The sequence below is a fragment of the Sandaracinaceae bacterium genome, assembly GCA_020633055.1.
Lineage (GTDB): Bacteria > Myxococcota_A > Polyangia > Polyangiales > Houyiibacteriaceae > JADJJE01.
Map to the genome: position 1 here is coordinate 150,032 of JACKEJ010000013.1, position 11,844 is coordinate 161,875.

8 protein-coding genes are annotated in these 11,844 nt (G+C 70.2%); 3 read left to right on the plus strand and 5 right to left on the minus strand.

Annotated elements, in window-relative coordinates; all coding sequences use genetic code 11:
* Positions 1-48 precede the first annotated feature (48 nt).
* The 5 genes from H6726_28650 to cysD form a co-directional block, all read right to left on the minus strand.
* Positions 49-2,340, minus strand: a complete 2,292-nt coding sequence (locus H6726_28650) for a protein kinase (protein MCB9661650.1) — start codon at positions 2,338-2,340, stop codon at positions 49-51.
* Positions 2,341-2,366: 26 nt separating this feature from the next.
* Positions 2,367-3,704 carry an FAD-binding oxidoreductase gene (locus H6726_28655; protein MCB9661651.1) on the minus strand — a complete coding sequence of 446 codons (1,338 nt, stop codon included), beginning with the start codon at positions 3,702-3,704 and terminating at the stop codon, positions 2,367-2,369.
* A gap of 38 nt (positions 3,705-3,742) precedes the next feature.
* Positions 3,743-4,966 (minus strand): methionine adenosyltransferase, encoded by a 1,224-nt coding sequence (locus tag H6726_28660; GenBank protein ID MCB9661652.1) that lies wholly within the window; start codon positions 4,964-4,966, stop codon positions 3,743-3,745.
* 172 nt (positions 4,967-5,138) lie between these two features.
* Positions 5,139-6,989, minus strand: coding sequence for a sulfate adenylyltransferase subunit CysN (cysN, locus tag H6726_28665; GenBank protein ID MCB9661653.1), 1,851 nt, complete (start codon positions 6,987-6,989; stop codon positions 5,139-5,141).
* Positions 6,989-7,903 carry a sulfate adenylyltransferase subunit CysD gene (gene cysD, locus H6726_28670; GenBank protein MCB9661654.1) on the minus strand — a complete coding sequence of 305 codons (915 nt, stop codon included), beginning with the start codon at positions 7,901-7,903 and terminating at the stop codon, positions 6,989-6,991. The genes cysN and cysD overlap by 1 nt, the downstream gene beginning before the upstream one ends.
* Positions 7,904-8,029: 126 nt before the next feature.
* On the opposite strand from cysD, the gene H6726_28675 reads away from it, so the two are divergent.
* The 3 genes from H6726_28675 (at position 8,030) to H6726_28685 (ending at position 11,830) form a co-directional block, all read left to right on the plus strand.
* Positions 8,030-9,568, plus strand: a complete 1,539-nt coding sequence (locus tag H6726_28675) for a serine/threonine protein kinase (protein MCB9661655.1) — start codon at positions 8,030-8,032, stop codon at positions 9,566-9,568.
* 84 nt (positions 9,569-9,652) lie between these two features.
* A complete protein-coding gene (locus H6726_28680; protein MCB9661656.1) occupies positions 9,653-10,840 on the plus strand; it encodes a hypothetical protein in 1,188 nt (395 codons plus the stop codon).
* 57 nt (positions 10,841-10,897) lie between these two features.
* Entirely contained in the window at positions 10,898-11,830 is a 933-nt protein-coding gene (locus H6726_28685) for an NAD(P)-dependent oxidoreductase (protein ID MCB9661657.1), read from the plus strand.
* Positions 11,831-11,844: the final 14 nt, after the last annotated feature.

The window sequence follows — 11,844 nt, forward strand, 5'->3', positions numbered from 1 at the left end:
GCGGGAGGGTAGCAGCCAACGCCACACCCCGCATGGCGCGCGGACCTGTCAGCTGCTCCACACACTGCGCACGAACGCCTCGACGCGGTCGAGGGGGCCGCGCAGCCGCTCGATGAGGTCCTCCAGCTGGACCAACTCCTTGCTGCTCTGCTCCGCGAGCACGGCGAGCTCGGCCTCGTGCCCCTCGCTCCACCGCTCCATCTCGGCGTGGACCGCGCGCAGCTCGGCCTCGAGGGTCATGCACTGACGCTGCTTCACCCCGAGCGCGTCCTCGACGTCCCGAATGGCGTGCCGCAGACCCAGCGCGCGGCCCGGGGTCCCGGCGCCACGGTTCTCGGACTCGGCGGCCTGCTCGTGCTCCTCTGCCAGCTCGGCGAAGCGGCGCTTGATGGCGAGCTGCTCGCCCCGCGCCGCCGAGAGCTCCTGCGCCACACGGTCCTGCTGAGCGCCGAAGTCGGCCTTCACGTGCCGCGCGCGCTCCGTCAGATCTTCCATCTGCTGCTGGCGCTCTTCGGCGCTCTCGACCCGCGAGGAGATCTCCTGGAGGGCCTCCCGCGACTGAGACAAGCACTCGGCCACGCCGACGGGCACCTTCTGTTGCACGCCGATCTCCTCTACCGCATGCGAGAGCGCCGTGAAGCGCTCGCGCCAGCGGCGCGTGCCCAGGAGCCCGATGTTCTCGACGCTGTCGGCCGTGCGCGGCACCTCGACCCCAGGAGGTAGCTCGATCTCGATGGACAGCGCGACGTCGTTCGGCTCGGAGGGGATCGCCGGGCGCGTGTACGTGCTGGTTGGCGGTCGCTCCGGACGCGGTGCGCCGCCACGGGGTGCCACCGGCTCCACCACCGTGTCGTCGATGGTGTCGAAGCCCACGGTGCGGTCGAGGAACTGGTCCAGCTCGAATTCCGGCCCCAGCGCAGGGGGCGCCGTGGCGGGGCCCACCAACGTGCTGAGCAGGGGATTGTCCGTCTTCAGGACCGGGGTCGGAAGGACCTCGTGCTCGCCCTCGTCCGAGGTGGTCGCCGCACCTGCCGCCGCACCTTCAGAGACGTTCGTCGGCGAAGGTCCCCTCGACGCGCCACCGACCACGGGCGCGACACCGCTGGATGGCGACCCGCCGGGGACCAGAGCGCTCGGCGCGACGGCGACGGGCGCGCCTGTCACGGGCACACCAGCCCCACCTTCGATCACGGTGGCATCCAGAGAGAAGGCGCCACCCCGCGCGGCCCCTGACGGGCGCGGTTCACGAGCCTCCGAAACCCGCGCACCTGCGCGCGTCGGCTCCTCCTCGCGGAGTTCGTGGGGGTCGCTGGAGGCGAGCGGACCACTCGCGGCCCCAGCGCTCGACTCCACCTCGGCCAAAGACGCCGGTGGCTCGCTCCGCACACCCAGGGCGCCCCACGAGTGCTCGTCCCCGATGCGCTCCCGACATCGGCCGACCTCCTCGATGAAGTGGTACGCGTCCCTGAAGCGCGCGTCCGGATCCTTCTCGAGGCAGCGCAGGATGAGCGTCTCGAGGCACGCGTCCACCTCGGGGCGACGCTTGCGGGGCGGCACCGGGGGGTCGGTCACGTGCTTGACCAGCAGATCACCCGGATACTCGTAGTCGAACGGCAGCGCGAGCGTGGCGACCTCGTACAGGATCACGCCCAACGAGTACAGGTCGGCGCGACCGTCCAGCTCGTTGCCCTTGATGTACTCGGGCGCGATGTAGCCCGGTGTGCCGAAGATCTGCTGGCTGCCGGTGAGGGACGGCGCGTCCATGATCTTCGCGATGCCGAAGTCGAGCAGCTTCACGTGCGGGAACGCACCCTTGCGCGGGACCAGCAGGATGTTCTCGGGCTTGAGGTCGCGGTGCACCACGCCCATTTGGTGCGCGCGGGCGAGGGCGCTGCCCACCTGCAGGGCCAGGTCCAACACTTGGGGCGCGGACATCGGCCCGTTGGCCATGGCCGACAGCAGCGAGTCTCCAGGCACGTACTCCATCACCAGGAACACGAGCCCGTCTTCCGTCTCGCCGAAGTCGGTGATCTCCACGATGTTCTCGTGGTTCACGCGGTTGACGGCGCGCGCCTCGCGCAGGAAGCGGTCGCGCTGCATGGACTCCCGGGCCAGGTCGCGGCGCAGGGTCTTCACGGCCACCAGTCGTTCGATGAGCACGTGACGTGCCAGGTACACGGTGGACATGCCGCCGCTCCCCAGCCGTGAGATCAGCCGATAGCGCCCGCCGACGGTCTTCCCCAGGTTGGGATCCATGGGCATCCGCATGGGGCAGCCCACCTGCTTGCACCCGATGAAGGTCGGGCCGAAGGTCTCTTGGCAGCGAGGGCAGGTGCGCATCCAGCCGCGAGTGTACCGGGTTCCGCTCAGGAAAGGCGATCGCCCAGCAGCCTCACGGAGAGCGCGCTCTTGAAGCGCCGCTCGGGGTCCCAGCGGTCGCGCACGGCGTTGAACGCGTCCACGCGCGCGCCGTCCATCGCGCGGAAGTGCTCGGCGCGCGTCAGGGAGTCCTTGGTCAGGTAGATGCGGCCCCCCTCGCGGATGACCTGTTCGTTGAGCGCATCCACCAGCGCCTGGGTGCCGTCACGCAGGGGGATGTCGAGAGCGAGCGTCGTGCCCGGTCGCGGGAACGACAGCATGCCAGCCCCGTCGCGCCCGAAGTCCTTGATGACCGCCAGGAACGATGCGCCCCCACGCGCGGTGAGGGTCTCCATCACCCGGTACACCGCATCGGGGCCAGCCTCGCGGGGGAGCACGCACTGGTATTGCGTGAAGCCGCGCGTGCCGTACAGCCGGTTCCAGTGCCGGATGCGGTCCAGGGGGTAGAAGAAGCCCTCGGGGTCCACCACGGACTCGCTCGAGGCGCGCAGCTGGCTGCGGTACTTGAGCTCGTTGAAAGCGGCGATGCTCGCGCGGTTGAGCACCCAGCTGGGGTAGTCGAAGCTGAGCTGGAAGCGCCGCGCGGGTCGCGGTGCGTTCGGAGGGGCCTCGTCCGGCTGCGCCCAGTGCCCGGAGATGAGGTTGCCGCGGCCCATCGAGGCGCCCGTCGCGAGGCAGTCGATCCAGCCCACCGTGTAGGGCCAGTCATGCGCCGCGCGCTCGAGGCCTCGGAGGAACGCATCGAGGTTGGGGATGCGCTCGGAGCGCTGCTTGATCCACGGCGAGGGCACGCGCTGCATGCGCACGCTGACCTCGAGGATGTGCCCCGTGAGGCCCATCCCGCCGATGGTCGCGGCGAAGAGGTCCGCGTGCTGCTCGGGGGTGCACACCAACACCCGCCCATCCGCCACGCGCATGCGCAGCGCGGTGACGTGGTGGCCGAAGCAGCCCTGTCGGTGCTGTCCCTTGCCGTGCACGTCGGAGGCCACCATGCCGCCCAGGGTGACGTACTTGGTGCCCGGGGTGACCGGGGTGAACCAGCGCCGCGGGAGGAACAGGCGGTTCATCTCCTCGAGGGAGAGGCCCGCCTCGGCATGCAGCAGGCCAGTGGCCTCGTCGAACCCGAGGATGCGGTCCGCCAGCGTGGTGTTCAGCGCGCGCGGCGCGTCTGCGGGGGGCAGCGAGGCGTCGCCGTAGCTGCGGCCGAGGCCGCGCGAGAGGGGCACCTGCTGGCTGGCCGACTCCAGGTCCTCGGAGCGCAGCTCGACGCCCGAGACACTGTGTCGGCCCCAGCCTGCGATCTGTCCGGAGGGCGGAGGCGTCATCGCCAACAGGTTACCATCGGCCACGGCGCCTGGCCCGCTCAGGCCTTCGCGGCCTTGCTGGCCTTCGCTGCCTTCGGCGCCTTGGGGGCCTTGGGAGCCTTGCTGGGCACCAGCGCGGCGAGCTCTTCGGCGCGGTCGGTGTTCTCCCAGGTGAAGGTCTTCTCCGTGCGGCCGAAGTGACCGTAGGCCGCCGTCGGGCTGTAGATGGGGCGGAGCAGGTCCAGCGTCTCGATGATGGCCGCCGGGCGGAAGTCGAACAGGCTGCGGACCGCCTTGGCGATCTTCTCGTCGTCGATGACGCCCGTGCCGAACGTCGACACGTACACGCCCATGGGGCGCGCCACGCCGATGGCGTACGCCACCTGCACCTCGCAGCGCGTGGCGAGGCCCGACGCGACGATGTTCTTGGCCACGTAGCGCCCGAAGTAGGCCGCGCTGCGGTCCACCTTGCTGGGGTCCTTGCCGCTGAACGCGCCGCCGCCATGGCGACCCATGCCGCCGTAGGTGTCGACGATGATCTTGCGACCCGTGAGGCCCGCGTCTCCGCAGGGACCACCCACGACGAACCGCCCGGTGGGGTTGATGTGGAACTTGGTCTTCTTGTCCACCATCGACTTCGGCAGTACCGGCAGCACGACCTCGTCCAGGATGGCCTGGCGCAGGTCCTTGTACTTGATGCTCTCCGCGTGCTGGGTGGACACGACCACGGCGTCGATGCGCACGGGCTTCGCACCGTCGTACTCCACGGTGACCTGGCTCTTGCCGTCCGGGCGCAACCACGGGAGCACGCCCTTCTTGCGCACCTGGGTCAGGCGCTTGGTCAGCTTGTGGCTGAGGTCGATGGGCAGCGGCATGAGCGTCTTGGTCTCGTTGACCGCGAAGCCGAACATGAGGCCCTGGTCGCCAGCGCCCTGCTCCTTGTCGAGCCCCTTGCCCACGTCCACGCCTTGGCTGATGTCGGGCGACTGCTGCTCGACGGCGCACAGGACGGCGCAGGTGTCGGCGTCGAAGCCGATGTCCGAGCTGGTGTAGCCGATCTCCCGGATGGCCTTGCGGATGATGGTCGGGTAGTCGACGACGGCCTTCGAGGTGATCTCACCCGCGATGATGGCGTAGCCGGTCTTGACCATGGTCTCGCAGGCCACGCGCGCGCGGGGGTCCTGGGCGAGCAGCGCGTCGAGGACAGCGTCGCTGACCTTGTCGCAGACCTTGTCGGGGTGTCCTTCGGTGACGGACTCGGAGGTGAAGAGCTGTCCTGCCATGATGCTTGTTACCGGGGCTCGAAGAGCGTACGTGAGCGTAGTGCTCGGTGGAGGGCGAAACGTGCGCGACGTTGCACGCTTCGCCCGATGAGGTCAACCCGAGCGCCGTCCCGGCGGCCTGACGCGCGTCGGCGCCCGAGCAGCCGACGCGACCTGCGCCGAGCCAACGTGTTCAGGTGGGGAACTGCCCGCGGGCCGCGAGCGCTGCGAGGATGAGTTTGACGGCCTCGTCGATGCGGACCTTGTCGAGGCCGACGGTGACGTCGGGCTGCTGCGGGGCCGTGAAGCCCTCGAAGTTGGCGCCCGGGCGGCGCTGCTTGCAGAGCTCGAGGTCCGTGTCGACGAAGACCTGCACCACGCGGTCCGCGCCGATGCGGTCACGCAGCGTGTCACGGTCGCCCGACGAGTACGCCGGGTAGGCGCAGATCGTCACCAGGCCCGCGTCCGTGCAGGCCTTGCAGGCCGTGATCATGGTCTCGAGCGACGCGTCGGTCGGGTCCACCACCGTGGCCGCGCGGCCTTGGTCGAACAGCTGCCGCTCGAGCGCATACGCCAGCGTCCAGCGGCCCGAGCCGGGCAGGCCGGTGAGCCAGACGGTGGCGCCCTTCTGACCCAGCCGCTCCACGCGCTCGCGCGGGCTGACCTGGGTCTTCGGCATCATGCTGGACCCGGCGCGCAGCTCCGCCAGCGCGGCGTCGAGCCCCTGTGAAGCCTCGCCCCGTTCGCCGACGATCATGCCGGCGCCCACCGTGCTGTTGGTGAGCGAGTCCACGATGATGAACGCCCCCGTCGCCCGGTTCTGACGATACGGGTCGAAGTACACGGCGCGGCGGCACGCGAGGGTCACGCGCCCGATGTCGTTCAGGCCCAGCGTCTCGGCCGGCACGTTCTCGAGCGACGCCATGTCCACCTTGAACTGCACGTCGCGGATCTCCGCCCGCACGTGCTGCGTGGTGTGCTTGATCAGGTAGCTCTTCTGACGGTCGAGCGGCGTCTCGTGCATCCACACCACGTGCGCGTCGAAGGTGCGCTTCACGTGCGGCAGGTCGTCCGCGTGCACCAGCATGTCGCCGCGGCTGATGTCGATCTCGTCCTCGAGGCGGATGGTGACCGACTGAGGCGTGAAGGCCTCTTCCAGCTCGCCCTCGTACACGTCGATGGCCTTGACCTTGGAAGACTTGCCCGAGGGCAGCGCCACCAGGGTGTCGCCCTTCTTCACCACGCCGCTCGCGATCTCGCCCGCGAAGCCGCGGTAGTCGAGGTTGGGGCGGATGACGTACTGCACCGGGAAGCGGAAGTGCTCCATGTCGCGGTCCTGCGCGACGGGCACGGTCTCGAGGTGCTCGAGCACGCTCTGACCCTTGTACCAAGGAGTGTTCGCGCTCTTCTCGACGCAGTTGTCGCCCAGCTTCGCGCTGACCGGGAAGCAGGTGATGGTCTTGAACGAGAGCTTCATGCTCTCGGCGTAGGCGCGGAAGTCGGCGCTGATCTGCTCGAAGACCTGCTCCGAGAAGTCCACCAGGTCCATCTTGTTGATGCACACGGCGAGGTGCGGGATGCCCAGCAGCGACGCTACGAACGCGTGCCGACGCGACTGCTCGAGCACGCCCTTGCGCGCGTCGATCAGGATCAGCGCCACGTTGGCCGTGGACGCGCCCGTGACCATGTTGCGCGTGTACTGCACGTGGCCCGGGGTGTCGGCGATGATGAACTTGCGCTTCTCGGTGGAGAAGTAGCGGTAGGCCACGTCGATCGTGATGCCCTGCTCGCGCTCGGCGGTGAGGCCGTCGGTCAGCAGCGAGAGGTCGATGCTGCCGTCGTCCAGGCGCTTGCCCTTCTCGAGCGCCTCGAGCTGGTCTTCGAAGACCATGCCCGTGTCGTACAGCAGCCGTCCGATGAGCGTGGACTTGCCGTCGTCGACCGAGCCGATGGCGACGAAGCGGCACAGCTCCTTGCCCCGGTACTTCTCGAGGTAGCCCTCGATGTCCGCCGCGATGAGGTCCTTTTCGTGGAAGTCGGACATCAGAAGTAGCCTTCCTTCTTCTTCTTCTCCATCGACCCGTCTTCGTCGGAGTCGATCAGGCGCCCCTGGCGCTCGGAGTGCTTGTTCAGCAGCATCTCTTGGATGACCTTGGGCAGCGTGTCCGCCTCGGAGTGGACCGCGCCCGTGAGCGGGTAACAGCCCAGCGTACGGAAGCGCACCAGCTCCTCGCGCGGCTGCTCGCCGGGCTCGAAGGGCATGCGGTCGTCGTCGACCATGATCATCGTCCCCTGCCGGTCCACCACCGGCCGCTTGGCCGCGAAGTACAGCGACGGAACCGGGATGTTCTCCAGGTAGATGTAGAGCCAGACGTCCAGCTCGGTCCAGTTGGAGATGGGGAACACGCGCGTGCTCTCGCCCTGGTTGATCTTCCCGTTGTACAGGTTCCACAGCTCGGGCCGCTGGTTCTTCGGGTCCCACTGCTGGAAGCGGTCGCGGAACGAGTAGACGCGCTCCTTGGCGCGGGACTTCTCCTCGTCGCGGCGGGCGCCGCCGAACGCGCAGTCGAAGCCGTGCTGCGTCAGCGCCTGCTTCAGCGCGTCCGTCTTCATGATGCCCGTGTACTTGTTGCTGCCGTGCGTGAACGGCGTGATCTCGCCGTTCGCTCCCGCCGGGTTCGTGTGCACCAAGAGCTCGAAGTCGTACAGCTTCTGCATCTCCGCGCGGAAGCGGATCATCTCCTGGAACTTCCAGGTGGTGTCGACGTGCAGCAGCGGGAACGGGATGCGCCCCGGCGCGAACGCCTTCACCGCGAGGCGCAGCAGCACCGACGAGTCCTTGCCGATGCTGTACAGCATCACGGGCTTCTCGAACTCCGCTGCGGCCTCGCGGATGATGTGGATGCTCTCCGCTTCCAGCTGCTGGAGATGACTGAGTGTTCGGCTATCGAGTTGCAAGACGTGACCTCACGGGCGTACGGGTAGCGTCCCTGGCCCCCGAGTTCAAGCCGGCGACCGTTACCTCGCGCACCATTTCTCGGTCGCGCCCGTCACGCGCGCGAACTGCTGCTAAGCTTGGCCGCGATGTCCATGGCCACCGCCCCCACGCAGACCGCGCGCGAAGCCGGAGAGCCGCAAAACGCCTCCGATTTCGACGCCAGCGAGTGGATCGGGCGCGAGATCGACGGGCGCTACAAGGTCATCGAGCTGGTCGCCTCGGGCGGCATGGGTGCGGTCCTGGCGGTGGAGCACCTGCGGCTGCGGCACCGGCTGGCGCTGAAGATCCTGCTGCCCGGGTTCGAGGACCACGCCGTCGTGCAGGAGCGCTTCGAGCGCGAGGCGCTGGCGATGGCCCAGCTGGACCACCCCAACATCATCTCCGCGCTGGACTTCGGCGAGCTCCCCGACGGCAGCAGCTACATGGTCATGCCGCTGGTGCGCGGTTCGAGCGTGCACGGCCTGATCGAGAAGCACGGCGCGCTCCCGTGGCAGAGCGCGTGCCTGATCGCGGCCCAGGTGGCCGACGCGCTGGCCACCGCGCACGCCGACGAGATCGTCCACCGCGACCTGAAGCCTGACAACGTGCTCATCACCACGGAGGACGACGGCAGCTACCGCGCCACCATCCTGGACTTCGGCATCGCGCGTGTCCGCAACGCGGGCCGCGAGACCCCGGCCCCCGAGCGCCTGCGGACGCTCACGCGCGTGGGCGTGGTGATGGGCACGCCGGGGTACATGGCCCCGGAGCAGGGCGCCGGCCAGGCGGTGACCCCAGCGGCCGACCTGTACGCCCTGGGCGCGCTCCTGTGGGAGATGGTCAGCGGCCAGCCCTTGTTCGACGAGGCCCTCGACTTCACGGGCATCCTGACGCAGCAGCTGACTTCCGCGGCGCCCCGCGTCGCCATCCCGGCCGATCGAGAGGTCGTGCCGGCCGCACTCGAAGCGCTACTGGCCCAGCTGCTCGCCGCGCGCCCAGAGGACCGTCCCGCCAGCGCGTCCCTGGTGCGCGACCAGCTGCGGGAGATCGCGTACGCGGGGAGCGCGCGCGGGAGCCTCCCGATGAGCGCTCCCGTGGCGGGCCAGGATGCATTGCCCGCCGTTTGGCGGCAACGACTCGCGATGGGGGGTGCGGTCGCGCTCATGTTCGCGCTCACGGTGGGGGTGGTCGGCCTGGGTCTGGGCTACGCGATGGGCAGCACGAGCGAGCACGACGACCCCGAAGCGGTGGCGGCCGAGGAAGCCGCGCTCGAGGAGGAGGTGGCCGAGGCGCCCGATCCGACCCCGGGCACGGACGAGATCGTGGCCTCGCCGCTGGTGCGACAGATGTTGCACGCCAACAGCGCCAGCGACCGGCGCGCTGCGGCGCGCGCGTTGCGGGCAAGCGGAGACGCCCTGCCGGATTGGGTGGCCGCGGTCGCCGCATACGAAGGGGCGAGCGGCTGCACCGAGCGCCGCGCCGCCGTCGATGGGATCGTCGCGGTGCGCCACCCGAGCGCCACCGCGTCCCTCGAGCGAACTGTCAACGCGTCACGGCGAGGGTGCGGCACGTTCGGCACACGCGACTGCTACTCGTGCTTTCGCGGCGCCGCGGAGCGTGGCCTGCGAGCGCTCCGGGGTCCCTGAGCTTGGCGGCGACGGGGACTTCCCCGTCGCCGTGACATCCGCTGGCCTCGCGTCCGACCGCCTCGACGTGCTTTCATCGTGGGCATGCCGACAGACAGCCCCTCCGTCCTACGTGCGCGGAACGTCACGCGCGTGTTGCTGCTCCTCACCCTGGCCACCGGCGCGTTGAACGCGGTGTTCTACTTCGCGCTGGTGCTGCAGCTGCGGGGCGACGACCTCGCGATGGCGTTGCTGACGTTCTTCATCGTGGCCGCGGTCCAGACCCTGCTGGGGCTGGCCACGCTGATCTCGGGCATCGTCTACGCGGTGCGCATGCGCCGCGCGGGTGAGTCCATGTTCACCGCGCTGGGCATGGCGTTCATGGGGCTGCTGGGCTCCGGCGGCGGCGTAGTCGGGGGCGTGCTCGGGGTCGGCGTCTTCGCGCTGGGCGCGAGCGGCGGCGCCTGGGGCCGTCCGCTGCGGGTGCGTGGACGCGTGCGGCACCCCGAGCTGCGCGAAGGCAGTGACTGGACCGAGGGCGACGCGCCCGACGTGAGCGGGCTCGACGAACCCACGCGGGCCGCGCTCGAGGCGCTGTGGCTGCACGACGCTCAGAAGGAGCACGCCAGCGTGCCGGCCTTCGCGCGCGTCGCCTGGACGCTGGTGGCCGTGGGCGCGCCTGCCGAGCTGGTCGAGCGCACGTTCACGGCCGCTCAGGAGGAGATCGCCCACACGCGCCTGTGCTTCGCGCTGGCGGCGGGCTACGGGGGTCGCTCGCACTCGGTCGAGAGCATGCCCGAGCTGCTGCTGAACGGGCTCGAGCTCCGCGGCGACGCGTTCGTCCACCTCGCGCTCGAGAGCCTGAACGACGGCTGCCTGCTCGAGGACTACAACGCGGACGTGGCGGCCGCGTGCCGCGACGCGTGCCAGGAGCCGGTCACGGGCGCGGTGCTCACGGCCATCGCGCGCGAGGAGCGCGCGCACGCCGAGCTGTCGTGGGCCATCCTGACGTTCTGCCTCACCCGAGGCGGGCGGCCAGTGCGAGAGGCGCTCGAGCGAGCCGCCAGGCGACTCGGCTCCATCCCACGCCCCACGGCGGTCTCGGCGGAGAAGCAGGCGCTGGTGGCGCGCGCCGACGCGACCGCCCTGCGCGCGCACGGGCGCCTGCCAGACAGCGAGTGGGCGCGCATCTACGACGTGCGCCTCGCGCAGACGGCCGAGCGTCTCGCGACCTTGCTGTCTCCGACGGGAGCGCGCCTCGGACGTGTCCAACCCGCTGCCAACCACGCGTGAGGAGGGCGAACTGAGCGCTTCCTCCCGTGCAGCGCCGTGGACTACCGTTGCCGAGCCATGGTCACGAGCAAGCGAATCGTCGTCACGGGCGCGGATGGCTGCGTAGGCGGCGCCATCGCCGAGCACCTACGGGCCGCGGGCCATCAGGTCGTCGCCCAGGTCTTCGGGCGCGCCGCCGTCCCAGAGCGGGGCGAAGTGCGCCTCGACCTGACACGTGAGCGCGTGGAGGACGTGCTCCCGAGGGGCCCGGTCGACGCGATCGTGCACGCGGCCGGGGTGGTGAACCCCCGTGTGCCCGACGCCGTCATGTTCGGGGTCAACACGGGAGGCACGGAGGCCATGCTCCGCTGGGGCGAGGCGCAGGGTTGCGGCCACTTCGTGCAGATCAGCTCGGTCAGCGTCTACGGCGCGCGCGCGCTGGGGCAAGGGCGCGTCGAGGGCACGCACCGCATCCGCTTCGCCGCGCTGGCCTACGGGCGCTCGAAGGCCCTCGCGGAGGTGCGGGTGGAGCACGCGCGGCTGCCGTACTCCCTCTTGCGCCTGCCGATGGTCATCGGGCGGGGCGACGTGTTCACGACCCCCGCAGTGCTCGGCGGCCTGCGCGGGGGGACGCTCTTCATGTCGGGACCCGGCGACGTGAGCACCAGCATGATCGGGGTGCCCAACCTGGGGCCCCTGACCGAGGCCGTGGTCAGCGCCGGGCCTGCCCAGGGTCCGCTCAACTTCGCCGATCACCACGTGGTGTGGCGCGCGCTCCTCGCCGAGTACGCCGCCGCGGCGCAGCTGCCGTTCGACGTCAAGCGCCCACCGCTGCCCACAGACGTCCTGCGCGGGCGGGCGTCCGAATACTTCCTGCTGTACGGCATGAGCCGCTTCGGCGGGGAGTTCCCCACCGACGCCCTGGACGCCCACCTGGCGCGCGCGGGCCAGCGCCCACCGCTGACCGACTGGCGCGTGGCGGTGCGCGACGCGGTCGACGGAAGCCCCTGACCAACGGGACCGAC

Excerpts from the sequence above, each read along its gene's own strand:
- H6726_28650 (MCB9661650.1), bottom strand. The coding sequence starts at position 2,340 with ATGCGCACCTGCCCTCGCTGCCAAGAGACCTTCGGCCCGACCTTCATC.
- H6726_28655 (MCB9661651.1), bottom strand. The coding sequence starts at position 3,704 with ATGACGCCTCCGCCCTCCGGACAGATCGCAGGCTGGGGCCGACACAGT.
- H6726_28660 (MCB9661652.1), bottom strand. The coding sequence starts at position 4,966 with ATGGCAGGACAGCTCTTCACCTCCGAGTCCGTCACCGAAGGACACCCC.
- cysN (MCB9661653.1), bottom strand. The coding sequence starts at position 6,989 with ATGTCCGACTTCCACGAAAAGGACCTCATCGCGGCGGACATCGAGGGC.
- H6726_28675 (MCB9661655.1), top strand. The coding sequence starts at position 8,030 with ATGTCCATGGCCACCGCCCCCACGCAGACCGCGCGCGAAGCCGGAGAG.
- H6726_28680 (MCB9661656.1), top strand. The coding sequence starts at position 9,653 with ATGCCGACAGACAGCCCCTCCGTCCTACGTGCGCGGAACGTCACGCGC.
- H6726_28685 (MCB9661657.1), top strand. The coding sequence starts at position 10,898 with ATGGTCACGAGCAAGCGAATCGTCGTCACGGGCGCGGATGGCTGCGTA.